20 protein-coding genes are annotated in these 25,548 nt (G+C 68.6%); 9 read left to right on the top strand and 11 right to left on the bottom strand.

Annotated elements, in window-relative coordinates:
- Nucleotides 1-7: 7 nt before the first annotated feature.
- Nucleotides 8-1,666, bottom strand: a complete 1,659-nt coding sequence (locus tag K9D25_RS20855) for an electron transfer flavoprotein-ubiquinone oxidoreductase (protein WP_244377978.1) — start codon at nucleotides 1,664-1,666, stop codon at nucleotides 8-10.
- A 114-nt stretch (nucleotides 1,667-1,780) separates the two neighbouring features.
- Between K9D25_RS20855 and K9D25_RS20860 the strand changes: the two genes are divergently transcribed.
- From K9D25_RS20860 to cydB, 3 genes are all read left to right on the top strand, one after another.
- A complete protein-coding gene (locus K9D25_RS20860; protein WP_244377981.1) occupies nucleotides 1,781-2,683 on the top strand; it encodes a uracil-DNA glycosylase in 903 nt (300 codons plus the stop codon).
- 134 nt (nucleotides 2,684-2,817) lie between these two features.
- Nucleotides 2,818-4,227 carry a cytochrome ubiquinol oxidase subunit I gene (locus K9D25_RS20865; protein ID WP_244377984.1) on the top strand — a complete coding sequence of 470 codons (1,410 nt, stop codon included), beginning with the start codon at nucleotides 2,818-2,820 and terminating at the stop codon, nucleotides 4,225-4,227.
- Nucleotides 4,224-5,249: a cytochrome d ubiquinol oxidase subunit II gene (gene cydB, locus K9D25_RS20870; protein ID WP_244377986.1), complete on the top strand. Its 1,026-nt coding sequence runs from the start codon at nucleotides 4,224-4,226 to the stop codon at nucleotides 5,247-5,249. The genes K9D25_RS20865 and cydB overlap by 4 nt, the downstream gene beginning before the upstream one ends.
- A gap of 202 nt (nucleotides 5,250-5,451) precedes the next feature.
- Here the strand turns inward: cydB and K9D25_RS20875 are convergent, their stop codons facing one another.
- The gene (locus K9D25_RS20875; protein WP_244377988.1) at nucleotides 5,452-6,087 is read right to left on the bottom strand and encodes a ribonuclease HII; all 636 of its coding nucleotides are present in this window, start codon (nucleotides 6,085-6,087) and stop codon (nucleotides 5,452-5,454) included.
- A gap of 131 nt (nucleotides 6,088-6,218) precedes the next feature.
- Here K9D25_RS20875 and K9D25_RS20880 point away from each other — a divergent pair, with 131 nt between their 5' ends.
- The gene (locus K9D25_RS20880) at nucleotides 6,219-6,842 is read left to right on the top strand and encodes a MarC family protein (RefSeq protein WP_244377990.1); all 624 of its coding nucleotides are present in this window, start codon (nucleotides 6,219-6,221) and stop codon (nucleotides 6,840-6,842) included.
- Nucleotides 6,843-6,893: 51 nt separating this feature from the next.
- On the opposite strand, the gene K9D25_RS20885 is transcribed toward K9D25_RS20880, so the two are convergent.
- A complete protein-coding gene (locus K9D25_RS20885) occupies nucleotides 6,894-8,891 on the bottom strand; it encodes an acetoacetate--CoA ligase (RefSeq protein WP_432207900.1) in 1,998 nt (665 codons plus the stop codon).
- 223 nt (nucleotides 8,892-9,114) lie between these two features.
- On the opposite strand from K9D25_RS20885, the gene K9D25_RS20890 reads away from it, so the two are divergent.
- Complete coding sequence (locus K9D25_RS20890) at nucleotides 9,115-11,106, top strand: AsmA family protein (protein ID WP_244377992.1); 1,992 nt, start codon at nucleotides 9,115-9,117, stop codon at nucleotides 11,104-11,106.
- Between the two features lie 5 nt (nucleotides 11,107-11,111).
- On the opposite strand, the gene K9D25_RS20895 is transcribed toward K9D25_RS20890, so the two are convergent.
- The gene (locus K9D25_RS20895; RefSeq protein WP_244377994.1) at nucleotides 11,112-13,727 is read right to left on the bottom strand and encodes a histidine kinase dimerization/phospho-acceptor domain-containing protein; all 2,616 of its coding nucleotides are present in this window, start codon (nucleotides 13,725-13,727) and stop codon (nucleotides 11,112-11,114) included.
- 319 nt (nucleotides 13,728-14,046) lie between these two features.
- Between K9D25_RS20895 and K9D25_RS20900 the strand changes: the two genes are divergently transcribed.
- The 4 genes from K9D25_RS20900 to groL all read left to right on the top strand — a co-directional run bounded on the left by K9D25_RS20900 (nucleotide 14,047) and on the right by groL (nucleotide 17,448).
- Nucleotides 14,047-14,421, top strand: a complete 375-nt coding sequence (locus K9D25_RS20900; protein ID WP_244377996.1) for a phasin family protein — start codon at nucleotides 14,047-14,049, stop codon at nucleotides 14,419-14,421.
- A gap of 239 nt (nucleotides 14,422-14,660) precedes the next feature.
- Nucleotides 14,661-15,185 (top strand): phasin, encoded by a 525-nt coding sequence (locus K9D25_RS20905; RefSeq protein ID WP_244377998.1) that lies wholly within the window; start codon nucleotides 14,661-14,663, stop codon nucleotides 15,183-15,185.
- Between the two features lie 261 nt (nucleotides 15,186-15,446).
- Complete coding sequence (locus K9D25_RS20910) at nucleotides 15,447-15,734, top strand: co-chaperone GroES (protein WP_026221330.1); 288 nt, start codon at nucleotides 15,447-15,449, stop codon at nucleotides 15,732-15,734.
- 73 nt (nucleotides 15,735-15,807) lie between these two features.
- Nucleotides 15,808-17,448, top strand: coding sequence for a chaperonin GroEL (gene groL, locus K9D25_RS20915; protein ID WP_244378003.1), 1,641 nt, complete (start codon nucleotides 15,808-15,810; stop codon nucleotides 17,446-17,448).
- 446 nt (nucleotides 17,449-17,894) lie between these two features.
- Here groL and K9D25_RS20920 read toward each other — a convergent pair whose 3' ends face one another.
- From K9D25_RS20920 to thrC, 7 genes are all read right to left on the bottom strand, one after another.
- Nucleotides 17,895-19,559, bottom strand: coding sequence for an ABC transporter permease (locus tag K9D25_RS20920; protein WP_244378005.1), 1,665 nt, complete (start codon nucleotides 19,557-19,559; stop codon nucleotides 17,895-17,897).
- A gap of 89 nt (nucleotides 19,560-19,648) precedes the next feature.
- The gene (locus tag K9D25_RS20925) at nucleotides 19,649-20,689 is read right to left on the bottom strand and encodes a Fe(3+) ABC transporter substrate-binding protein (protein WP_244378008.1); all 1,041 of its coding nucleotides are present in this window, start codon (nucleotides 20,687-20,689) and stop codon (nucleotides 19,649-19,651) included.
- Between the two features lie 279 nt (nucleotides 20,690-20,968).
- Nucleotides 20,969-21,445, bottom strand: coding sequence for a bacterioferritin (bfr, locus tag K9D25_RS20930; RefSeq protein WP_244378011.1), 477 nt, complete (start codon nucleotides 21,443-21,445; stop codon nucleotides 20,969-20,971).
- A gap of 103 nt (nucleotides 21,446-21,548) precedes the next feature.
- Nucleotides 21,549-21,944: a (2Fe-2S)-binding protein gene (locus K9D25_RS20935; RefSeq protein WP_244378013.1), complete on the bottom strand. Its 396-nt coding sequence runs from the start codon at nucleotides 21,942-21,944 to the stop codon at nucleotides 21,549-21,551.
- Between the two features lie 166 nt (nucleotides 21,945-22,110).
- The gene (locus K9D25_RS20940; protein ID WP_244378015.1) at nucleotides 22,111-22,767 is read right to left on the bottom strand and encodes a GNAT family N-acetyltransferase; all 657 of its coding nucleotides are present in this window, start codon (nucleotides 22,765-22,767) and stop codon (nucleotides 22,111-22,113) included.
- An 18-nt stretch (nucleotides 22,768-22,785) separates the two neighbouring features.
- Nucleotides 22,786-24,072 (bottom strand): M16 family metallopeptidase, encoded by a 1,287-nt coding sequence (locus K9D25_RS20945; protein WP_279613764.1) that lies wholly within the window; start codon nucleotides 24,070-24,072, stop codon nucleotides 22,786-22,788.
- The gene (gene thrC, locus K9D25_RS20950; RefSeq protein WP_244378017.1) at nucleotides 24,069-25,478 is read right to left on the bottom strand and encodes a threonine synthase; all 1,410 of its coding nucleotides are present in this window, start codon (nucleotides 25,476-25,478) and stop codon (nucleotides 24,069-24,071) included. Before thrC ends, K9D25_RS20945 begins: the two co-directional genes overlap by 4 nt.
- Nucleotides 25,479-25,548 lie beyond the last annotated feature (70 nt).

The following is a 25,548-nucleotide window of genomic DNA, read 5'->3' on the forward strand; positions in this document are numbered from 1 at the left end:
TCGTTCCTCACATATTGGGATAGTTCGGCCCGCCACCGCCTTCCGGCGCCACCCAGGTGATGTTGCGGTTCGGGTCCTTGATATCGCAGGTCTTGCAGTGGACGCAGTTCTGCGCGTTGATGACGTAGCGCGCCCCCGCGCCCTCCTCCACCCATTCATAGACGCCCGCCGGGCAGTAGCGCGCCGACGGCCCGGCATAGACATCGTGCTCGGAGGCCTTCTGCACCGCCATGTCGGCGACTTTGAGGTGGATCGGCTGGTCTTCCTCATGATTGGTGTTGGACAGGAACACCGAGGACAGCCGGTCGAAGGAAACCACGCCGTCCGGCTTGGGGTAGTCGATCCGCTTGGCCTGCGCGGCCGGCACCAGCGTCGCCGAATCCGGCTTGCCATGGCCGAGCGTGCCGAAGGGCGAGACGCCCAGCAGCGTGTTCAGCCACATATCGACCCCGCCCAGCGCGATGCCGATGGCGGTGCCGAGCTTCGACCACAGCGGCTTGGCGTTGCGCACCTTCCACAGATCGCGCCCGATGGCGGATTGGCGCCAGCCGGCCTCATAGCCCGCGAGTTCGTCATGCTGGCGCCCCTCGTCGAGCGCCTTCGCCACCTCGGCGGCGGCGAGCATGCCGGAATGCACCGCGTTGTGGCTGCCCTTGATGCGCGGCACATTGACGAAACCGGCGGCGCAGCCGATCAGCGCCCCGCCGGGAAACACCAGCTTCGGCACCGACTGATAGCCGCCCTCGGTGATGGCGCGGGCGCCATAGGAAATCCGCTTGCCGCCCTCCAGCGTCTCGCGCACCAGCGGATGCGTCTTGAAGCGCTGGAACTCCTCGAAGGGCGACAGATAAGGGTTGGCGTAGTTGAGGTGGACGACGAAGCCCACCATCACCTGCCGGTCCTCCATATGGTAGAGGAAGGAGCCGCCGCCGGTGGCGTTGTCGAGCGGCCAGCCGAAGGAATGCTGCACCAGCCCCGGCCGGTGCTTGTCCGCCGGCACGGTCCACAATTCCTTGAGGCCGATGCCGTATTTCTGCGGCTCGCGCCCGGCATCGAGCCCGTAATGGGCGATGAGCTGCTTGGAGAGCTGGCCGCGCGCGCCTTCCGCGAACAGCGTGTATTTCGCCCGCAGCTCCATGCCGCGGGTGAAGCGGTCGGTGATCGCGCCGTCGCGGCCGATTCCCATGTCGCCGGTGGCGATGCCGACGACCGCGCCATCCTCATAAAGCACCTCGGCGGCGGCGAAGCCGGGATAGATCTCGACGCCCAGCCCCTCCGCCTTGGCCGCAAGCCAGCGGCAGACATTGCCGAGCGAGCCGATATAGGCGCCGTGATTGTTCATCAGCGGCGGCATCAGCGCATTGGGCAGGCGCAGCGATCCGGCGGGGCCGAGGAAATAGAAGCGGTCATCCGTGACCGGCGTCTTCAGCGGCGCGTCGGCCTCGTCGCGCCAGTGCGGGAACAGCATGTCGAGACCGGAAGGATCCACCACCGCGCCGGAGAGGATGTGCGCGCCGACCTCCGAGCCCTTCTCGACCACCACCACCGAGAGGTTTTCGTCCAGCTGCTTGAGCCGGATCGCCGCCGCGAGCCCCGCCGGCCCCGCGCCGACGACCACCACGTCGAACTCCATCGCCTCGCGTTCGGGCAGTTCCGCCGCATTCATTCCGTCTCTCCGCTCCCGCCGGGTGCTGATTGGACTTCTTCCACGCTTGCCCCGGCCTGACAACTCTCCCCGCGACGGATAGGATCACCCTTCCGACGGGATAGAATGCACCTGATGAGTTCGACACTTAGCGACGACTGGGCGGGCGACCGCGACGCCCTCGCCGACATTCTCGCCTTCCATCTGGAGGCGGGGGTCGATGTCGCGCTGGGCGAAGAGCCGGTGAACCGCTTCGCCGAGAGCGAGGCGAGCCGCGCCGCCCCATCCACCGCCCCGGCACGCGAGGCCGCGCGCCCGGCGCTGGCCCGCGCGCCCGCCTCCCCCCCGGTGGGCGAGCCGGCCGCGCGCCGCCCCGCCGCGCCCACCCCTGCTTTGCTCAGCCCTGCCGCCCCGCCGCCGCCGGATGTCGCCGCGCTGGAAGCCCGCGAAGCCGCCGCCTCCGCCCCGGACCTCGACGCGCTGCGGGCGCTGCTGGAGCGCTTCGACGGCTGCCCGCTCAAGCACACCGCCACCCGCCTCGTCTTCGCCGATGGCAACCCGGCGGCGCGGCTGATGCTGGTGGGTGAGGCGCCGGGGCGCGAGGAGGATATCGAGGGCAAGCCCTTTGTCGGCCGCTCCGGCAAGCTGCTCGACCGCATGCTGGCGGCGATCGGCATCGACCGGACGAGCGCCTATATCGCCAATGTCGTGCCCTGGCGCCCGCCGGGCAACCGCACGCCGACCCCGCAGGAAACCGCCATCTGCCTGCCCTTCATCCGCCGGCAGATCGAGCTGGCGAAGCCGGACATCCTCGTCTGTCTCGGCGGCCCGTCGGCGCAGACCCTGCTCGGCATACGCGAAGGAATCACCAAGGCGCGGGGGCGCTGGATGGAGTACGACACCGGCAGCCGGGTCATCCCCGCGCTCGCCACCTTCCACCCCGCCTATCTCCTGCGCACGCCGCTGGGCAAGCGCATGGCCTGGCGCGACCTGCTCGCCATCGAGGCGAAGCTGGCGGAAAAGCCAGGCGCACCATAGGTTTCGCGGCCGCTCGGGCGTGCACCCCAGACAATTTGACCACAGTGCGGCTGATTTGAGTCATTCCATTGACGCGCCCGGGGGCTTACCCTGCCGCCGTCACCCTCGCTGGTGGTGACGGCGGAGTGTGAGCGATGGAACTAGATCCCACAATGTTGGCGCGCATTCAGTTCGCCTTCACTGTCTCCTTCCACATCATCTTTCCCAGCTTCACCATCGGCCTCGCCGCCTATATCGCGACGCTGGAGCTGCTGTGGATCGGCACCGGGCATGAGCGCTATCACCGCATCGCCCGCTTCTTCACCAAGATCTTCGCCGTCTCCTTCGCCATGGGCGTGGTGTCCGGCATCGTGCTGTCCTACCAGTTCGGCACGAATTGGAGCCATTTCTCCCGCGTGGTCGGCAATGTCATCGGCCCGCTCATCGGCTATGAGGTGCTGACCGCCTTCTTCCTGGAGGCGACCTTCCTCGGCATCATGCTGTTCGGCTGGAACCGGGTGCCGCGCGGCCTGCACGTGTTCTCCTGCGTCATGGTGGCGGTCGGTACCACGCTTTCCGCCTTCTGGATTCTCTCCGCCAATAGCTGGATGCAGACCCCGGCCGGGCACGAGATCATCGACGGCGTCGCCCATCCCGTGGACTGGCTGGCGGTGATCTTCAACCCGAGCTTCCCCTACCGCCTCGCCCATATGGTCACGGCCTGCTACCTCACCACCGCCTTCGTGGTGCTGGCGGTGGGCGCGCGCTATGTCTATTCCGGCCGCTACCCCGAGGACGGGCGCACCATGATGCGCATGGCGCTCGGCCTCATCGCCATTCTCGCGCCGCTGCAGGCCTTCATCGGCGATGCGCACGGGCTGAACACGCTGAAGCACCAGCCGGCCAAGATCGCCGCCATCGAGGCGCACTGGCAGAACGAGCCCGGCGCCAGCGGCGTGCCGCTGGTGCTGTTCGCCTGGCCCAATGAGGCGGAAGAGCGCAACGACTACCAGATCGCCATCCCGCATCTGGGCAGCCTCATCCTCACCCATAGCTGGGACGACACCTTCAAGGGGCTGAAGGAATACCCGCGCGACGAGCGCCCGCCGGTCGCCGTGCCGTTCTTCGCCTTCCGCGTCATGGTCGGGCTCGGCATCGTCATGATCCTCGTCGGCTGGCTCGGCGTGTTCCTGCTCTGGCGGCACCGGCTGTTCGAAACCGACTGGTATCTCGCCCCGCTGCAGCACATCTGGCCCATCGGCTTCGTCACCATCCTGTCCGGCTGGTTCGTCACCGAGGTCGGCCGCCAGCCCTGGGTCGCCTATGGCATCCTGCGCACGGCGGACGCGATCTCGCCGGTCGAGGGCTGGGCGGTGGCCACCACGCTGGCGCTGTTCGTCTTCGTCTACGGCATCGTGTTCTCCGGCGGCATCTACTACATCAACCGCCTGATCGCCCGCGGCCCGCAGGGTTCCGCCGTCGAGACGCCCGAGGGCGTGCCGAGCCGTCCGCTCACCTCGGCGCACAAGGCGACGCGCGCCGCCATCAACCATCCGGGGGAATGAACATGACCGGCGTTGGTATGGAATGGTATCTGCCCGTGATCTGGTCGCTGCTGCTGGCCGTCGCCATCGCCATGTATGTGGTGCTTGATGGCTTCGACCTCGGCATGGGCATTCTCTTCCCCTTCGCGGCCAGCGAGACCGAGAAGGACCAGATGATGAGCTCCGTCGCCCCGTTCTGGGACGGCAACGAGACCTGGCTCATCCTCGGCGGCGGCGGCCTGCTTGTCGCCTTCCCCCTCGCCTATTCCATCGTCATGCCGGCGCTGTATCTGCCGGTCATCTTCATGCTGCTGGCGCTGGTGTTTCGCGGCGTCGCCTTCGAGTTCCGCCATGTCGCGGACACCAGCCGCTTCCTCTGGAACATCGCCTTCGCCGGCGGCTCGACGCTCGCCGCCTTCTTCCAGGGGGTGCTGCTGGGCGGCTTCGTGCAGGGCATCAAGGTGGAGAACAACGCCTTCGCCGGCGGGCCGCTGGACTGGCTCACCCCCTTCGCCCTGCTCTGCGGCGTCGGCGTGGTGGCCGGCTATGCGCTGATCGGCTGCGTGTGGCTGGTCATGAAGACCGACGGCGCCGCCGCGGCCCGCGCGCGCGCCCGGGCCAAGCTGCTGCTGCCGGCGGTGCTCGTCTTCATGGGCATTGTCAGCCTGTGGACGCCGCTCGCCTTCCCGCGCATCGCCGAGCGCTGGTTCACAACGCCGAACCTGTTCTACCTCGCACCGGTGCCGCTGCTCACGCTGGTGCTGGCCTATGCGGTGTGGCGCTGGCTGGAGAAGGGCCATGACAATCTGCCCTTCTTCGGCGTCATCGGCCTGTTCCTTCTTGGCTATGTCGGCATCGGCGTGTCGATCTTCCCCTATCTGGTGCCGCCCTCGCTCACCGTGTGGGAAACCGCCGCCGCCCCGGCGAGCCAGGTGTTCATGCTCATCGGCACCATCTTCATGCTGCCGGTGATCCTCGGCTACATCGCCTTCGTCTACTGGCTGTTCCGCGGCAAGGTGCGCGAGGGCGAGGGTTACCACTAAAGCACGCGCCGATCAGCTTGCATCGCAAGCTGATCGGATAACGCGTTCTCTATCTTAGAGTTAGAGGGCGATTTACCGATCAGATTGGTTCAATCTGATCGGATCGCACTCCAACGCCCGCGCGGCGGGCGGCTGGTCCGGCCCGCCGCCCGCCCCGACGCCCTTGCCCGCAGTCCCTCCCCGACGCCTCTTGCCGCGCGGCTCAGGCCGCCGGGGTTTCGCCGAGGCGCAGGCGGATCGGCGCGAAGGAGGTGCGGTGGTGGCGGCACACGCCGAGCGCCGCCAGCGCCTGCTGATGCTCCGGCGTGCCATAGCCCATATGCCGCTCGAACCCATAGCCGGGATGGGCGGCGCCGAGCGCCCCCATCAGCCGGTCGCGCGTTACCTTGGCGACGATGGAGGCGGCGGCGATGGACGCCACCAGCCCGTCGCCGCCGATGATGGTGCGCGCGGCGCAGGGCACGGGCGGCAGGTCGTTGCCGTCCACCAGCACGAGGCGCGGGGTGCAGGCAAGGCCGGCCACCGCGCGGGCCAGCGCCCACAGCGTCGCCTGGCGGATATTGTGGCCGTCGATCCGCGTCGGCGGCGCGAAGGCCAGCGACACATCGGCGGTGGCGCAGATTTCCTCGAACAGCTTCTCGCGCTGGCCCGCCGACAGCCGCTTGGAATCGTCGAGGCCCACCGGCACCCGCGCGGGATCGAGCACGACGGCGCAGGCCACCACCGGCCCGGCCCAGGGACCGCGTCCCACTTCGTCGACACCGGCCACCGGCACCTCGCCGGCGCGATGGGCGTCGAGCTCCCGCGAAAAGTCTGGTTTCTGTCGCGGCTCCGCCATGATGCAGGGTCTCTCATACGATTCGTCGGCGCCGGCGCGCCGGCCGGCACCATGCCCACGGCCCGACCGCGATGCAACTTGGCGCCGTCGCAGATCCCGCTATAAGGCGGCGGCGAACGGGTGGGCGGATCATGAATTGGGCGGAACGCATTCAGGAGTTCGTCACCCTGTGGGTGGTGATCGATCCGCTGGGCACGCTGCCCGTCTTCCTCGCCGTCACCACCGGCTTCAGCGCCGCCCAGCGCAAGAAGGCGGCGGTCCTCGCGACCCTCATCTCCTTCGGCGTGCTGGTGTTCTTCGCCTTGGCCGGAAGCTGGCTGCTGCGGGCGATGGATGTGTCGATCGACTCCTTCCAGATCGCCGGCGGCATCGTGCTGTTCCTGTTCGCCCTCACCATGATTCAGGGCAAGGCGCATGGCGACCCGCACGCGCCGGCGGAATTGAACCCGATGGAGATCGCGGTCTATCCGCTCGCCATCCCCTCCATCGCCAGCCCCGGGGCCATGCTGGCCGCCGTGGTGCTTTCCGACAATGCCCGGCACGACTTCCCCGACCGGATGATGACCATCGCCACCTTCAGCCTCGTGCTGCTGGCGACGCTCGGCATCATGCTGGCGGCGGGCCGGCTGGTGAACCTCATCGGCCGTGGCGGCGCCTCCATCATCAGCCGGGTGATGGGCATGATCCTCGCGGCGATGGCGGTGGACCTCATCCTCAGCGCGGCGGCGAAGTGGCTGAACCTGCCGCCGATCTGACGAAGCCGCCCCCGGGGCCGCGCCCCGGGAGCCGCACGCCTTTACACCGGCCTATTGCGCCAGTTCGGGCCGGTCGCGGAACAGTTCCAGCGATTCCGGATTGGCGAGCGCCTCGGTGTTCTTCACCGGCCGGCCATGCACCACGTCGCGCACCGCCAGCTCGGTGATCTTGCCGGAACGGGTGCGCGGAATGTCCGCCACCGCGAGAATGCGGGCCGGCACATGGCGCGGGCTGGCGCCGGTGCGGATCTGGGTGCGGATGCGCTTGTCGAGTTCGGCGTCGAGCACCGCCCCCTCGCGCAGCCGCACGAACAGCACCACGCGCACATCATTGTCCCATTCCTGGCCGATGGCGATGGCCTCGACGATTTCCGGGATCTGCTCGGCCTGGGCGTAGATTTCCGCCGTGCCGATGCGCACGCCCTGCGGGTTCAGCGTCGCGTCGGAGCGGCCATGGATGATCAGCCCGCCATGCGCCGTCCATTCCGCGAAGTCGCCATGGCACCACACATTGGGGAAACGCTCGAAATAGGCGGCGTGGTACTTCGCGCCCTCCGGGTCGTTCCAGAACATGACCGGCATGCAGGGGAAGGGCTTCACGCAGACCAGTTCGCCGCGTTCGCCGGTGACGGGGCGCCCCTCGTCCGACCACACCTCGATCGCCATGCCGAGGCCGGGCGCCTGTATTTCGCCCCGGTAGACCGGCGCGGTGGGATCGCCGAGCACGAAGCAGGAGACGATGTCGGTGCCACCGGAAATCGAGGCGAGGTGCAAGTCCGGCTTGATCGCCTCATAGACGAAGGCGAAGCTTTCCGGCGCCAGCGGCGAGCCGGTGGAGGTCACCGCCTTCAGCGCGGAGAGGTCATGGGTCGCGCCCGGCCGCACGCCTTCCTTGCGTAGCTGGTCGATATATTTGGCCGAGGTGCCGAACAGGGCGAAACGCTCCTGTGCCGCATAGTCCCACAGCACCGCAGCATTCGGCGCGAAGGGCGAGCCATCATACAGGCACAGGGTGAGATCGCTGGCGAGGCCGCTCACCAGCCAGTTCCACATCATCCAGCCGCAGGTGGTGAAGTAGAACAGCCGGTCGCCCGGCGCGAGATCACACTGCAGCCGGTGCTCCTTTATGTGCTGGAGCAGCGTGCCGCCGGCGCCGTGCACGATGCATTTCGGCGCGCCGGTCGTGCCGGAGGAGAACAGGATGAACAGCGGGTGGTTGAAGGGCAGCCGCTCGAAGCTCAGCGGCGCCGGCGCAAAGGGGGCGATGAAGGCGTCGAGCGTCACCCCGTTCGGCAGCGCGCCCGCCACCTCCTCGGCCTGGCCGAGATAGGGCACGATCACTGTCGCCACCACGCTCGGCAGTTGCGGCACCGCGGCTTTCAGTTTCTCGGCGATGGAGACCGGCTTACCATTGTACCAATAGCCGTCGCAGGCGACATAGACCTTCGGCTCGATCTGGCCGAAGCGGTCGAGAATGCCGCGCTCGCCGAAATCCGGCGAGCAGGAGGAGAACACCGCGCCGAGCGAGGACGCGGCCAGCATCACCGCGATCGTCTCCGGCAGGTTCGGCAGCGTTGCCGCCACCCGGTCGCCGACGCCGACCCCGGCCGCGCGCAGCGCCTGCTGCAGGCGCGAGACGAGGTCGGAGAGTTCGCCGAAGCTGATGTGGCGCTCCACCTTGTCCTCGCCGCGAAACACCAGCGCAATGCTGTCGCGGGCGCGCGGGCGCAGGAGGTTCTCAGCATAGTTCAGCCGCGCCTCGGGAAAGAAGCGGGCGCCGGGCATGCGGTCGCCATCGACCAGCGACGGCCCGCTGCGGCTGCCGATCACCCCGCCGAGGTCCCAGATTTCTTCCCAGAAGGCGGCGGGATGGGCGATCGACCAGGCGTGCAGCCCGCGATAACAGGTGAGCGCGGTACCGTGACGGGCATTCACCCGCGCGAGGAAGGCGGCGATCTGCGTGCGCGCCACCCGTTCCGGGCTCGGCGTCCACAAGGGCGCGCTCCCCACCCCGTCCTGCACCATGCCTGCGTTGCCGTCTGCCCCCATGGCCTTCCTCCCGTTTCAGGCGCCGTTTGCTCGGCGTTTTGCACTGCAACACTCATAGCGCCGGCCACGCCGCCTGTCAGGCCATCAAACAGACACAGAGCGCCGACATGGTGCGGCAACTTTCGGTACGCCACTGCGCGCGACCCGTACCTCTCCGAGCGCCGCCCTTGCTTGCGCGGCCTGGCTGCGATGGGGTAGCGAGGGCGTGGAGCCTGACGACGCAATGAAGAAATACATTCCATTCCTGCTCGTGCCAGTGGCACTGGCGATGGTGGCGGGCCTGTTCGCGCCCAAGCTCGCCTCCGAGGAAACGCTGCGGGCGCAGGCGGCAGCGATGATCGCCGCCGCCACCGGCGTCGCGCCGCGAATCGATGGCCCGGTTTCCTTCACCGTCCTGCCCCGCCCCGCCTTCACCCTTGACCGGGTGAGCCTTGACGATCCCCGCGCCCGGCTCGACGCCCCCGCCGTGCGGGTGGTGCTGGACCTGCTGCCGCTGCTTGCCGGCCATGTGCGGGCCGATTCCATCGAACTCCCCGAGGCCCGGCTGGTTCTCGCCGATCCCGGCGATGGGCTGGCGGCGCTTGGCGGTTTCATCGCCTCGCTCGGCACGGCCGATTCGCGCGGTGATCTCATTGTCACCAATGGCAGCGTCGCCCTCGCCCGTGGCGACGGCACGGACATGCTGGTTCCCGACGCGAACCTCGCCATTGGCTGGCGCGGCGGGGCGAATGTCACGGTGGCCGGCAACGCCGTCTGGCGCGGCGAGCGGGTGGCGATCGACGGCAAGCTCAGCAATCTGCGCGCGCTGGCGGCGGGCGAGGTCGGCGGGCTCAACCTGTCGCTCGCCGCGCCGCTGGCCACGGCCAGTTTCACCGGCGGCGCCCGGCTGGCGGGCGGGCCGGTGGTGTCGGGCGATCTCAAGATCGGCGCCGGAGAGCTGCGTGAGGCGCTGGCCTGGCTCGGCATGGATGCGCCGACCGAACGCGGCTTCGGCCCGTTCGCGCTGCGCGGCATGGCGCTGCTCTCGGCGCAGGGCGTCCAGCTCAGCCAGGCCAAGCTCGATCTCGACGGCAATACCGGCATCGGCGCCTTCAATCTGCGCATCGACGGTCCCCGGCCGATGCTGCAGGGCTCGCTGGCCTGCGAGACGATGGACCTCTCGCCCTATGGCGAACTCAGCCTGTCCAACCCGCATGAGGGTAGCTGGAGCCGCGAGGCGCTCGATCTCGGCCCCGCCCGGGGACTGGACGTGGAATTGCGGCTTTCCGCCGGTCAGGTGCACCTCGGCGGCGCCCGTTTCCAGCGCATGGCGGCCGCGGCCACCGCCAAGGGTGGGCGGCTGTCGCTCACCATCGGCGAGGCCGAGGCCTGGGGCGGCCTGTTCCGCGCCGCCGTCCAGCTTTCCCCTCGCCCGTCGGGTCCGGGAATGAATGTGCGCCTCGATCTTTCCGCCGACGAAGTGGCGCTGGGCCCAGCGCTGAGCGACCTGTTCCGCGTCCAGCGTCTGGAGGGCACCGGCTCGTTCCGGCTCTCGGCCATTGGCGGCGGCGCCAGCATCATGGAGATCGCCGAGGGGCTCGGCGGTGCCTTCACCCTCAGCGGCAGCGAGGGCGCGCTGGTGGGCCTCGATGTCGGCCGCATCCTGACCCGTCTGGAAAAGCGGCCGCTGTCCGGCGGCGATCTGCGCGGCGGGCGCACGCCCTTCACCGATATCGTGGTCGATGCCCGCATCGCCGACGGCATCGTCAAGCTCGACCGGCTCGATCTGTCGAGCAGCACGCTGCATGTGGCGCTCACCGGCGAGAGTGCGGTCGCCTCGCGCGGCCTCGATCTTTCCGGCGTCGCCCAGCTGGTGCGTGCCACCCCGGCCGGCAAGCTGGCCAAGGCCGCAGCGCCCGCGCCAGATCCGGCGCCGGTGCCGAATGCCGCGCCGGCGTCGGGCCCCGTGCCCGCCGCGAGCGTGGCAAATGCGGAAAGCGCCCCCCCTCCCGTGGCCGGCGTGGCGGCGAGCCTCGCCGCCGACACGTCGACCCTCCCCGCGAGCGCTGCGGCGCCGGCGGTCACGGTGGCGTTCGAGCTACCCTTCATCGTGCGCGGCGACTGGGTGAGGCCGATCCTTCTGCCCGACCCGCAGGCGCTGATCCGCCGCTCCGGCGCCGGCCGCGCGTTGCTCGCCCCCTCGGAAAAGCTCGAAGTCTCCGCCCCCGCGCCCTGAAGGCTCTACTCCGCCAGCACCCTTGTCGAGGGGAAGATGATCTCGACGATGGTGCCCACATCCACCGCGCTGCGGATGTTGAACGACGCGCGGTTGGCTTCCGCCAGCGCCTTGGTCAGCGGCAGGCCGAGGCCGGTGCCACCGGAACCGGCGCGGGCCGAGGTGGTGATCTGGCGGAACGGTTCCATCGCCACCATCACGTCGGATTCCGACATGCCGACCCCGGTGTCGCGCACCCGCAGCACCACCTCGCCCTCCTCGGTCAGCGTCGTCGACAGGATCACCTGCCCGCCTGGCTGGGTGAACTTGATCGAGTTGGACACGAGGTTGAGCACGATCTGGCGGATGGAGCGCGTATCGGCCACCACGGGCGGCAGGTCGGTGGCGAGCGAGGAGCGAATGATGATGCGCTCACGATTGGCCTGCGGCTGCATGATGCCCATGCACTGCTGCACCACCTCGTTCAGCGACACGCTGGTGAAGGCGAGGTCGAGCTTGCCGGCCTCGATCTTGGAGAGATCGAGCAGATCGTTGATCAGCGAGACGAGGTGCTCGCCGGAGGCGTGGATATCGCGCAGATAGTCGCGGTAGCGCTGGTTCTCCACCTGCCCGAAACGCTCCTCCATCATGACTTCGGAGAAGCCGATAATGGCGTTGAGCGGGGTGCGGATCTCGTGGCTGATCTTGGCGAGGAAGTCGGATTTGGCGAGGTTGGCGCGCTCGGCGAGCCGCTTGGCCTCGATCAGTTCCTCCTCGGCGCGCTTCCACTGGGTGATGTCGCGCAGCACGGCGCAGAACTTGGTCGGGTCGTCGCCGACCCGGCCGACCGTCATGAACAGCGGGATCAGCCCGCCCTCGCGCACGCGGCCGATGACCTCGCGCCCGTCATTGAGCACGCTGGCGACGCCATTGGCGGCGAGGCCGTCGAGATAGTCGACCGCCGCGCGATGGCTTTCCGGCGCCAGCAGCAGGGTGAAGGATTCGCCCTTCACCTCGCCGGCCGGGAAGCCGAACAGCGCCTCCGCCGGGTGGTTCATCGACAGGATGGTGCCGGCGGCGTCGATCAGCACCACGCCATCGGTGGCGGTGTCGAGAATGGCGCGCAATTCGCGGCTGGAACGCTCCGCCTCGCGCAGCGCGAGTTCGGCCTGGCGCAGGCGCTCATCGGCCAGCGCCTCGGCCGCCGCCGTTTCGGCGGAGGTGTCGGCCGGCGCGGCAACGGGCGCGGTGGCGCGGTGCAGCACATAGAGCATCGCCGGCCCGCCCTCCCAGGGAGAGGACATCAGCCGCGCCTCGACTCGGATCGGCTCGCCCTCGGCGCCGACGATGGTCAGCGGCACGTCGCCGCCGCCCGCCGCCGGGGCGGTGTCGAACAGGCCGGAGAGACCGCCGGCCGCTTCCAGCGCGGCGAGGTCTTCATGGCCGGTCCAGTCGAGCAGCGCGCGATTGGCATAGAGCAGCCGGTCGCCGCGAAAGGCGAGCAGGCCGAGCGGCAGGCGGTCCAGCACCGGGCGCTCGCCCTCGGCGAGCACGCGGCGCAGGCCGGTGCTTTCCGGGGACGCCTCGGCGGCAGCGGGCTCGACAGGGCGCGGGGCTTCGGGCGGCGTCGCGCGGGGCGGCGCGGGCGGCTCAATGACGGGGTCGGCGGGCGCCTCGCCAAGGTCGTCGACGCCTTCCAGCCGCGCACCGAGGGCGCGGGCGATATCGCGGAACGCGTTGCGCTCGCCGGTCGACAGCCCCTCCCAGGAGGAGCGGGCGGCGTCACGGCCGGGTTCGCTCCCGGCGCGCAGCGGCACGACATTGGCCGGCGACGGCACCAGGCTCAGCGTCACCCGCACCGGCGGGGTGGGCTCGGGCGCCGGGGGCGCAATTTCGGGGACGCGCGGCGCCGGCGGGCTCACCGGCGGGGAAAGGTCCGGGCGGGCGGGCATCTCGGCCCGCGCGTCCAGCTTCCGGCGGCCCTTTATCACGCCAAAGCCGCGCATGCCGTCGCCGCGAATGGGGGCGCCGCCAAGCTCGATGGCGAGCCCCTCGCCGCGCGCCGTCGGCAGAAGCAGCGACAAATGGGTGAAGCTGCGCCCCTCCAGCACCGCGCGGTGGGCGTCCGGCGCACCGAGCGCGCGCCAGTCGCGGCCGGCGAGCTCGTCCGGCGCGCGCTCCAATGCGGCGGCGAGGCGCGGGTCGATACGGTTCAGCCGCGCATCCGGGCCGGTGCTCCAGGTGAAGCGGGCGGGCGCCGCCACGGCCGGCGCTTCGGGCGATGCGCCTGCCGGGGCGGGCGCGGCCGGGGCACGGGCGGGCTTGGCGTCGAGCCCGACGAGGAGCAGCGCGCGGACACCGCCGGCCGCAATGAGCGAGCAGGCGAAGGTGACGGGGGTGAGCGTGCCCGGCACGCGCAGCCGTTCCAGCCGCGCCGGACGCGACGGGCGCAGCGTGGGGGCAAGGCGCGGCGCCAGCGTGGCCAGCGTCGCGGGGTCGAGCAGGGCACGGCCGGCGTCATTGGCGTCGAGCACGCGGCCATCGGCGAGGGCGAGCACCGCCGGCGCCGCCCCGGCGAGCGCGGTCGCCGCCTGAGCACGCAGGGCCTGCGTCGCCAATGTGCCGATGTCGTCGGTGGTCATGTGCGCCCGAATGATCCCGCCGGTGAGAACCGGATGCCGCAAACGGAGGCCCCGCAAGGACCTGCCGCCGCATCCAACAATAATGCGGGCCGGCGCCGCTTGCCATGCGCCGCCTGCCCTGTCGCGCCAGCTTCACCTTTTCCGGTTAATTGGTTGCCACCGATCCCGGTTAACCAAGTGCAACCGGCCGGCCCGCAGCGGCGCGAATTCGATTGCCTTTTGCTTGCACCCTACTACTTTAGATGTAGGCATCCGGCCGGATAGCAGTGCCTTACGTTGCGTCTACACTCCCACATCGTCATCCGGAGGAGTTTTCGCCATGGCCGACAATCCGAAACTCGACGTTCCCCCCGAACTGCGCGCCATTGCCGAGCAGGGCGTGGGGCAGGCGCGCGCGGCCATTGATGGCCTGCTGGGCGCCGCGCACAAGGCGCTCGACGACGCCAGCCGCCATGTCGACACGGCGCAGGGCAATGCCCGCGAGTTCGGCCGCACCACGCTGGATTTCGTCGAGGCCAACATTGCCGCCGGCTTCGATTTTGCCTCCCGCCTCGCCAGCGCCACCACGGTGGACGAATGGGCGCGCCTGCACGCCGAATATGTGAAGGAACAGGCCGCCCGCCTCGCCGAGCAGGCCAAGGCGCTCGGCCAGCACGCCAGCGCCGCCTCGCCCTTCGGCAAGGCCGACAAATAGGCCTTCCCGCCGCGCCAATCGCGACGGCAGAGCCCCGCCGGCTGAAAAAAGTCAAAAAAATCGCTCGTCAGGGCAAATTGTGCATTGCAATATGATGCTGCATTGCACAATATTAGGGGACAAGACAAGGCAGAGGGTCGGGTTTCACTCGGACAGGCCTTTGCCGGTCAGGGCGCGGCCGCAGGCGCGGAGCGGTTGTCGCCAGTTCCCAATCCACCGCGACTGCGAGGAGAACCCCCATGGTCGACGCTGCCCCCGTCACCCCCACCCCGAAGAAGACCGCCAAGGCGGCCACTGCCGCTTTCGAGTCTGCCATGCCGAAGTTCGAGATGCCGAAGTTCGAAGTCCCGAAGTTCGATGTCGCTTCCGCCGTCGAAGTGCCCGCCGTGGTGCGCGAGATGGCCGAGAAGAGCGTGCAGAACGCGCGCGAGACCTATGAGAAGTTCAAGGCCAACGCCGAAGAGACAACCGACCTGCTGGAAGACACCTATTCCACCGCGTCGCGCGGCCTTGCCGAGTACAATACGGCGGCGCTGGAATCCCTGCGCACCAATGTGAACGCCGCCTTCGACTATATGGGCGCGCTGTTCGGCGCCAAGAGCGTGTCGGAAGCGGTGGAACTCTCCACCGGCCATCTGCGCAAGCAGTTCGACGTGCTTTCCAGCCAGGCCAAGGAACTCTCCACCCTGGCGCAGAAGGTCGCCGCCGACACCGCCGAGCCGATCAAGGCCTCGGTCGAGAAGACGATCAAGAAGGCGTCCTGATCGTCGCTTCGCCTTAGAAATCAAACCCGGTCCGCGCCCCGCGCGGGCCGGGTTTTTTCATGTCTGGCGCGCCATCACGTCCCCGCCACCCGCGCATGACGATTTATGACAGCGCCGGCCCTTGCCGCGCGCTTGACTCAATCCGGTACCATTCCTATCTCGGCGACGGTTTGGCACTCACTTATGAAGAGTGCTAATACGCTTCTCACCAGCGCCGCACCGGCGCGCGACAGGAAGACCGAGGATCTACCGATGGCCCAGCTGAAGTTCCGCCCCCTGCATGACCGCATCGTGGTGAAGCGCCTCGACGCCGAAGAGAAGACGGCGGGCGGCATCATCATCCCCGACAGCGCCAAGGAAAAGCCCTCGCAGGGCGAAGTCCTCTCCGTGGGCCCGGGCGCCCGCGACGAAGCCGGCAAGCTCGTCCCGCTCGACGTGAAGGCGGGCGACAAGGTGCTGTTCGGCAAGTGGTCGGGCACCGAGGTCAAGATCGACGGTCAGGACCTCCTGATCATGAAGGAATCCGACGTGATGGGCATCGTCGGCTGAGCCGACGCGATGAGCAATGTCGGCTGAGCCGACTTTCGCTCCCCGGACACACTGATTTTCAGGAGTAGGCCAGATGGCTGCCAAGGACGTTAAATTTGCCGGCGATGCCCGCGAGCGGATGCTGCGCGGCGTCGACATCCTCGCCAATGCGGTGAAGGTCACGCTCGGCCCCAAGGGCCGCAATGTCGTCATCGAGAAGAGCTTCGGCGCTCCGCGCATCACCAAGGACGGCGTCACCGTCGCCAAGGAGATCGAGCTCGAAGACAAGTTCGAGAATCTCGGCGCCCAGCTGGTGCGTGAGGTCGCCTCCAAGACCAACGACCTCGCCGGCGACGGCACCACCACCGCCACCGTGCTCGCCCAGGCCATCGTCCGCGAAGGCGCCAAGTTCGTCGCCGCCGGCATGAACCCGATGGACCTCAAGCGCGGCGTCGACATCGCCGTCGCCGAGGCGATCAAGGACATCGAGAAGCGCGCCAAGAAGGTGAAGAACAGCGACGAAGTCGCTCAGGTCGGCACCATCTCCGCCAATGGCGATGCCTCCATCGGCGAGATGATCGCCGGCGCCATGCAGCGCGTGGGCAATGAGGGTGTCATCACCGTCGAGGAAGCCAAGACCGCCGAGACCGAGCTCGACGTGGTCGAAGGCATGCAGTTCGACCGTGGCTATCTCTCCCCCTATTTCATCACCAATGCCGAGAAGATGACGGTGGATCTCGAAGATCCCTACATGCTCATCTTCGACAAGAAGCTCTCCGGCCTGCAGGCGATCCTGCCCGTGCTCGAAGCCGTGGTGCAGTCGGGCAAGCCGCTGCTCATCATCGCCGAGGACGTGGAAGGCGAGGCGCTGGCCACGCTGGTGGTCAACAAGCTGCGCGGCGGCCTCAAGGTCGCGGCGGTGAAGGCCCCCGGCTTCGGCGACCGCCGCAAGGCCATGCTGGAAGACATCGCCGTCCTCACCGGCGGCCAGGTCATCTCCGAAGAGCTCGGCATCAAGCTTGAGAGCGTCAACCTCTCCATGCTCGGCCGCGCCAAGAAGGTGGTGATCGAGAAGGAAAAGACCACGATTGTCGACGGCGTCGGCAAGAAGAAGGACATCGAGGGCCGCGTCGCGCAGATCAAGGCGCAGATCGAGGAAACCACCTCGGACTACGACCGCGAGAAGCTGCAGGAGCGCCTGGCCAAGCTCGCCGGCGGCGTCGCGGTGATCCGCGTCGGCGGCGCGACCGAAGTGGAAGTGAAGGAAAAGAAGGACCGCATCGACGACGCGCTGAACGCCACCCGCGCCGCGGTGCAGGAAGGCATCGTCCCCGGCGGCGGCATCGCCCTGCTGCGCGCCAAGAAGGCGGTCGAGAAGCTCTCCTCCGACAACCCGGACATCCAGGCCGGCATCAAGATCGTGCTGCGCGCGCTTGAAGCCCCGATCCGCCAGATCGCCGAGAATGCTGGCGTGGAAGGCTCGATCGTGGTCGGCAAGGTGCTGGAAACGAAGGACCAGAACTTCGGCTTCAACGCCCAGACCGAGCAGTTCGTCGACATGATCGCCTCCGGCATCGTCGACCCGGCCAAGGTCGTGCGCACCGCGCTGCAGGACGCCGGCTCGGTCGCCGGCCTGCTCATCACCACCGAAGCCATGATCGCCGACGCGCCGAAGCCGGCCGCCGCCGCGCCCGCCATGCCGGGCGGCGGCGGCATGGGCGGTATGGACTTCTGAGGAAGTCCGAACGCTCCTGATATGCATGAAGGGCGCGGCGCGAGCAGCGCCCTTTTTGCTGGTTCTCTACCCATTGAGGTCAAGAGCCGAGCGCCGTTCCCCGGACAAGCCGCGCCTGCGCGGCGCCGATCCGGGGCCTAGGGGGACCGGGCGCGCCGGGTCCATTCGCGCGCAGCAAGGCCAAGACGCGTTTTGCGCTGGGTCCCGGCGCGGCCTCCCCCTGCTCCTCCGCTGGGACGGGACCCGGAATATCTTAGCGCCCGTATGGACCGCGGCCACACGGGTGGGTCGGTGCAAAGCTCATCCGTCGTCACACTGAGGTGACCGGCAACGCCGGTCATCCCGAGGTGACCGGCAAAGCCGGGCCTCGAAGGACGAAAGGTCCGCCGCCGCATTCCGTTTTCGGAAACCCTGCCGTCTTCGGATCGGTTAAGGAGACGGTGCCCTCAACCCTGCCGGGGGCGGGAGAGCCGCGCCAGCAGGATCACCGGCACCAGCCCGACCAGCACGATGAGCAGCGCCGCCAGCGCGCCGTCCTCATAGGTGCCACGCGCCGCCTCGGAATAGACATGGCTCGCCAGCGTCTCGAAGTTCAGCGGGCGCAGCATCAGCGTCGCCGGCAGTTCCTTCATGCAGTCGACGAACACCAGCAGCGCGGCGGTGGCCAGCGCCGGCCGCAGCATCGGCAGATGGATCAGCCGCACCACGCCGCCGGGCTTCTCGCCGAGGCTGCGCGCCGCCATGTCGAGCGTGACGCCCACCTTGCCATAGCCCGCCTCCACCCCGCCGATGGGGATGGCGAGAAAGCGGATGACATAGGCGATGATCAGCGCCGCGCCGGAGCCCGACAGCAGCAGGCCGGTGGAAACGCCGGTCAGGCGCTCGGACATGTGCGAGACCAGATTGTCGAAGCCGGCCAGCGGCACCAGAAGCCCCACCGCCAGCACCGTGCCCGGCACGGCATAGCCCAGACTCGCGAGCCGCAGCGCCAGCCCGGAGCGCAGCGCCCCGGTACGCAGCGCCACCACCACGGCAAAGCCGAGCAGCAGAGCCAGCGCGGTGCCGAGCGCGGCGAACAGCGCGGTATTGGCCGCCTCGTGCAGGATGGTCTCCGAAACGCCATGGAACGCCACGCGCTTCCACGCCGCCAGCGCCAGATGCCCCGCCGGCAGCACGAAGCCCAGCAGGATGGGAATGAGGCAGGCGAGGAAGGCGAGCACCGACGCCCCCGGGGAGAGCGTGCGCCGCGCCGGCGGACGGGCGCGGTCGCCGATGCTGCCGGTCCGCTGGTGGCGCCGGCCCCAGCGCTCCAGCAGCACCAGCGCGAACATCAGCGCCAGCATGCACAGCGCGATCTGCGCCGCGCCCGGCAGGCTGGAGCGGTTGAGCCAGGTGGAATAGATGGAGAGCGTCAGCGTCTGCACGCCGAGGAATTCCGAGGCGCCGATGTCGTTCACCGTCTCCATCAGCGCCAGCGTCACCCCCACCGCGATCGCCGGGCGGGCGAGCGGCAGGGCGATGCGGAAGAACGCCTCCCCCGCTCCCGCCCCCAGCGTGCGGGCGGCATCGAGCACGGAAGCGGTCTGGACGAGGAAGGCGGCGCGGGCGGAGAGATAGACATAGGGGTAGAGCACCAGCCCGAGCAGGATGATGCAGCCCGGCAGGGTGCGCACCTCCGGCAGCCACAGATCGCGCGGCCGCAGGCCGAAGCTGGTGCGGATCAGCGTCGGGATCGGCCCCAGCGGGTGCACCGCGTCGACATAGACGAAGGCCTGGATATAGGTCGGGATGGCGAGCGGCAGCAGCAGCGCCCATTCGAACACGCCGCGCCCGGGAAAGCGGCACACCGCCACCAGCCAGGCGGTGCCGGTGCCGATAATGGCGACGAACAGGCCGACGCCGAGCACCAGCACCGTGGTCTCATACAGCGCGTGCGGAATCACATTGGCGATGAGGTGCGGCCACAGATCGGGCGCGCCCTGCAGCGCGGTCCAGGCCAGCGCCAGCAGCGGCAGCAGCACCAGAAGCACGACCGCCCCCGCCGCCGCCCGCACGAGGCGGGAGCCGGTCAAGGGGGCGCGGCGCGGGCTGGGGGAGAGGACCAGGCTCATCTCGGCAAATGTCCCGGAGCGGCGAACCACCCCGGGACCCGTTCATGTCAGGAGGAAAAGGGCGGCGCGGGTGGCGCCGCCGGGTCGGTTCAGTTGTCGAAGCCGACCTTGTCGGCGAGATCGGTCGCCGCCTTGCGCGCCTTGGCGACCTGGACGAGATCGATATTGTCGACCTTCAGCGGGCCGAAGGCGGCGATGATCGGGTCCGCCGGCACGCCGGGCACCACGGGATATTCGAAATTCGCCTTGGCGTAGATTTCCTGCGCCTCCGGCGAGACGAGATATTCCAGCAGCTTGACCGCATTGCCCTTGTTCGGGGCGTTCTTGGCGACGCTGGCGCCGGAAATGTTCACATGGGTGCCGCCATTCTCGAAGGTGGGCAGCACGACATTGATCGCCTTGCCCCATTCCTCCTGCTCGGGGCCGCCCTTGCCGGAGCGCATCAGGCCCACATAGTAGGAATTGGCGAGGCCGATGTCGCAGATGTCGCCGAGAATGTCGCGCGCCACTTCACGGTCGCCGCCGGCGGCCTTGCGGGCCAGGTTCGCCTTCACGCCCTTGAGCCACTCCTCGGCCTTCGCCTCGCCGTGATGGACGATGTAGGCGGCGATCAGCGCAGTGTTGTAGGGGTGCTTGCCCGAACGGATGCAGACCTCGCCCTTCCACTTCGGGTCGGCGAAGCTCTCATAGGTGATGGCCGTGTCCTTCACCCGGTCCTTGGCGGTGTAGGCAACGCGGGCGCGGGCGGAAAGGGCGAACCACTCGCCTTCCTTGCCGCGGAGGTTCGCGGGAATGGCCTTTTCCAGCGTGTCGGAGCTGACCTTCTGGGTCACGCCCTGATCCACCAGGTCGAGCAGCGCGCCGACATCCACCGTCATCAGCACGTCGGCGGGGGAGGCGTCGCCCTCGGCCTTCACGCGCTCGGCGAGGCCTTCCTTGACGAACACGCTGTTGACCTTGATCCCGGTCTTCTCGCTGAAGGCGTCGAACAGCGGCTTGGCGAGACCCGGCTCGCGGGTGGTGTAGATGTTCACCACCTCTTCCGCCGAAGCGGCGAAGGGCGCGAGGGCGAGCGTCGCGGCAATGAAGCCGGAAAGCGCGTAGCGGGAAAGCGAGCTGCGGGCAGGCATGGGCGTCTCCTGTGTGCGCACCACCGTCAAGGGGCGGTTGCATGGTGGACGGTACGTCTGTCCGAGGCGGTAGCCGACGTGGCCCCGCCGGTCAACGAAAAGCAAAGTGAAGTCAATAGCTTAGAATAAGTCTAATCAAAAGGAACGCGCGGAAGCCGGCCCTCCGGGGCCGGCGCGGAGCCGGCGGAGGTCGCGCCGGTTGCAGCGGCCACGCCCAACGAAAAGGGCCGGTCTCGCGACCGGCCCTCCGCTAAACCTCTGGCACGAGCGGCGAAACGCTCACTCCAGCTCGCCGATATGGTGCTGGGCGTAGAGTTGCAGGCCCAGGGTCTTGATCAGGTCGAGCTGGGTTTCGAGGAAGTCGATATGGCCTTCCTCGTCCGTCATCAGCGCCTTGAACAGATCGCGGCTGGGGTAGTCCTGCACGCTCTCGCAATAGGTCGCGGCTTCCTGGTAGAGCGCGCGCGCCTCGATCTCGGCGGCGAGATCGCACTCGATCACTTCCTTGATGTCCTGGCCGATGCGCAGCGGGTCCAGCACCTGCAGGTTCGGCAGACCTTCGAGGAACAGGATGCGGTCGATGAAGCGATCCGCGTGCTGCATCTCCTCGATCGACTCGGCGCGCCACTTGGCGGCGAGCTTCTTGAACCCCCAATTGTCCAGCATGCGGTAATGCAGCCAGTATTGGTTGATCGCGGTAAGCTCCGAGCGGACGCCGCGGTTGAGATATTCGATGACCTTTGAATCGCCCTTCATGGCGCCGCCTCTCCTGTTGCGAGTAGCGGCATCTTTTTAGAAAACTTCTAAGGAGAAGGCAACCACTCTTCCACAGGTCACGCGCGAGAGTCCGCGCGGCGCTTCACTCGGCCGCGATGGCCGGCAGAGCCAGCGCAGGCTCGTGATGCGCGTGGCCGTGAGAATGGCCGTGGGCATGGCTGTGATCATGTGCGTGAGGCGCATGCGTGTGAGCCGCATGGCCATGGGGCGCGTGGTAGTGCGGCGCCGCGGGGTGCGCGTGCGGGGCGGGCGCCCCCTCCCCCTGCAGAGCGGCCGGGCACTCGCGCGGGCACACCGAACAGGCGCTGGCGTTCACATCGTCGAGCAGCTTGCGGATGGTGCGGGCACAGCGGCCGCACTGCGCGCTGCAGCCGAGGCAGCGATACACCTGCCCCACCGTTCGCACGGGCGCCGTCGTCTCCGACACCGCACTGCGGATCTGACGATCGGAAAGCACATTGCAGGAACACACGATCATCGCGACGCGAAACCGAAGTTTTCAGGCGTTTAGAATTATTCTAAATATCGCCTTTCTCTTCTCTTTTCGCGCTATTCCGGCCAAGCGTCAATCGGCAAATGCCAATCTGCCGATCATGTGAGGTGATCGACTAGTCTTCGCAGGCTTAGATTTTAGAAGTTCCAGATTAAGCGTCGGAGCTCAACTCATCTGCACTTTTGAATGGCACCAAACTGGCGCCCTCGAACCCCGGCACGCGCGCGATCGGGTCGCCGGCCAGCCGGGCATAGAGCACATGGTCCTGCCACCGGCCGTCGATGCAGAGATATTCGCGCCCATAGCCCTCACGCCGGAAGCCGGCACCCTCCAGCAGCCGCATGGAGGGGGTGTTGCTGGGCAGACAGGCGGCCTCAATCCGGCGCAGGCCCAGCGTGCCATGGGCGAAGGGCAGCAGGGTGCGCACCGCCGCGCTCATATAGCCCTGCCCGGCGAAAGGGGCGCCCATCCAGTAGCCGAGGCTGGCGGTCTGGGTCACGCCCCGCCGCACATTGGACAGCGAGAGCCCGCCCAGCAGCACACGGTCGGCGCGGCGGATCACCAGGAAGGGATAGGCCGCGTCCTCGCGCACATCGCGGGCATAGCGGCGCATGCGTCGCCGGAACGAGCCGCGCGTGAGGTCATAGGCCGGCCAGGTCGGCTCCCACGGGGAAAGGAACTCCCGGCTCTGCTCGCGCAGGGCCGCCCAGGCGGCGAAGTCCGACATGTTCGGCAGGCGCAGCAGCACGCTCGCCCCCTCGACGAGCATCGGGGGCTCAGACCAGGACACGGTGCGAAACAGGGCCATGTGCGCTGCCGGCGGGCGTTATGCTGCGCTAAGACGTTCCGCGATGCGCGCCGCCGATTCAAGCGATTTTCCCGGCCCCAGCGCGGTGAAGGTCGGCCGGCCGCGCCCGATCAGCGCCTTGCCGGCGGCGCGGGCGTCGTCCAGCGTCACCGCTTCCACCTTGGCGACGATCTCTTCCAGCGGGATCGGCCGGCCGAAGGCCAGCATCTGCCGCGCCAGCTGGTCCGCCCGCGCGCCGGAACTCTCCAGCGCCGCCAGCAGCCCCACCTTGGCCTGCGCCTTGGAACGCGCCAGCTCCGCCTCGGTCATGCTGTCGATGGTGGCGAGGATCTGGTCGACGGCCACATCGACCAATTCGCCGACATCGCCGCCATCCGTGCCGGCATAGACGCCGAACAGCCCGGTATCGGCATAGCCCCAGTGGAAGGAATAGACCGCGTAGCACAGGCCGCGCGCCTCGCGCACTTCCTGGAACAGGCGCGAGGACATGCCCCCGCCGAGCACATTGGTGAACACCTGCAGCGCATGGATGCCGGGGTCGCGGTAGGAAAGGCCGGGCAGGCCGATCAAGAGATGCGCCTGCTCCAGCTCGCGCCCGCCGCCGATCTCCACCCCACCCTCATAGCGGGCGGGAACGACCGCCGGCTTGTCGGCGCCGGCAAAGCCCGCCACGCGCTTTTCCGCTTCCGCCACCAGCGCCTCATGCGACACCGCGCCGGCGGCGGAGACGATCATCTTCGGCGCGCGGTAGGTGCGACCGAGATAGGTGCGCAGCTTTTCCGGCCCGAAGGAGCGCACGCTGTCCGGCGTGCCGAGGATGGAGCGGCCGATGGGTTGGCCGGGAAAGGCCCGCTCCTGGAACAGGTCGAACACCAGATCGTCCGGCGTATCCAGCGCCGCGCCGATCTCCTGCTCGATCACATTGTGCTCGCGCGCCAGTTCCTCCGGGTCGAAGGCCGGCTCGGCGAGAATGTCGGAGAGCACGTCGAGCGCCAGCGGCATGTCCTCGGCCAGCACCCGCGCATTGTAGGAGGTGTGCTCGACGCTGGTGGCGGCGTTGATGTCGCCGCCGACCGCCTCGATCTCCTCGGCGATGCCGCGCGCGGAGCGGCGGCGGGTGCCTTTGAACGCCATATGTTCGAGCAGATGCGAGATGCCGTGCTCGTCCGCCTCCTCGTCGCGCGCCCCGGCCCCGACCCAGATGCCGAGCGAAGTCGTGGCCAGATGCGGCATGGATTCGGAAACGACGGTGACACCGTTGGCGAGCGTGGTGATGCGGGGGCCCGGGGCGGTGGGGTTGCTCACGCGGCGGTCTCCGAGGCCCGCGCATGGCGGGTGATATAGGCTTCGATCGCCGCGACATCATTGGGCAGGGTCGGCGTGCGCTCGGGCCGCTCCAAGAGGTCGGCGAGATGCGGCGGCAGCGCCGGGCGCTCGCCGCAGGCCCGCTCCACCGCGTCGGGGAATTTGGCGGGATGCGCGGTGGCGAGCACCACCTGCGGCACATGCGGATCCTGCGCCACGCGCTCGGCCACCGACACCGCTACCGCCGTGTGCGGGTCGAGCAGATAGCCCGTCTCCGCCCGCACCCGGGCGATGGTGTCCAGCGTCTGCGCCTCGTCCGCCCGGCCGGCGTCGAAATCGGCGCGTAGCGCCGCCATGGCGGCGCTGGAGGGCGCGAAGGCGCCGGACTGCGCCAGCGAGGCCATCAGCCCGCGCAGCGCGCCGGCGTCGCGGTCCATCGCCTCGAACAGCACGCGCTCGAAATTCGACGACACCTCGATGTCCATCGACGGCGAGGAGGACGGGTGCACGCCGGTCACCTCATAGCGCCCGGTCGCCAGCGTGCGGGCGAGGATGTCGTTGACATTGGTCGCCACCACCAGCCGCTCGATCGGCAGGCCCATGCGCTTGGCGACATAGCCGGCGAGCACGTCGCCGAAATTGCCGGTCGGCACCACGAAGGAGGTCTTGCGCTGCGGCGCCCCCAGCGCGACGCCGGCGACGAAATAATACACCACCTGCGCGACGATGCGCGCCCAGTTGATCGAGTTCACCCCGGCGAGGCGCTGGCGGTCGCGGAAGGCGTGATGGTTGAACATCGCCTTCACATGCGCCTGGCAGTCGTCGAACGTGCCCTCGATGGCGATGGCGTGGACATTGGCGTCCGGCACCGTGGTCATCTGCCGGCGCTGCACCTCGGAGACGCGGCCGGCGGGGTAGAGGATGAACACATCGGTGCGCTTGGAGCCGCGAAACGCCTCGATCGCCGCGCTGCCCGTGTCACCCGAGGTGGCGCCGACAATGGTGGCGTGCTGGTCGCGCGCGCTCAGCACATGGTCCATCATCCGGCCGAGAAGCTGCATCGCCACATCCTTGAAGGCGAGCGTCGGGCCGTGGAACAGCTCCAGCACGAAGCGGTTGGGGGCGATCTGCACCAGCGGCGTTGTGGCGGGATGCCGGAAGCTGGCATAGGCCTCCTCCAGCATCGGCCGCAGCACCTCGGGCGTGAAGGCGGAGTCGACGAAGGGCGCGATCACCCGCCCGGCGACCTCGGCATAGGAATGGCCGGCGAGGCTGGAAATCGCCGGTGGGGCCAGCGCGGGGAAGACCTCGGGCACATACAGCCCGCCGTCGCGCGCAAGGCCGGCGAGCAGGGCGTCGGAGAAGGCGAGCACGGGAGCCTCGCCGCGGGTCGAGATGTAGCGCACGCGCGCCTCCGCTGGAGAAAGTGGCCGCAACCTAGTGGCGGGGAGCCGATGAGGCAAGCAAACGCTCACC

This window comes from Ancylobacter polymorphus, assembly GCF_022836935.1.
Classification (GTDB): Bacteria; Pseudomonadota; Alphaproteobacteria; order Rhizobiales; family Xanthobacteraceae; genus Ancylobacter; species Ancylobacter polymorphus_A.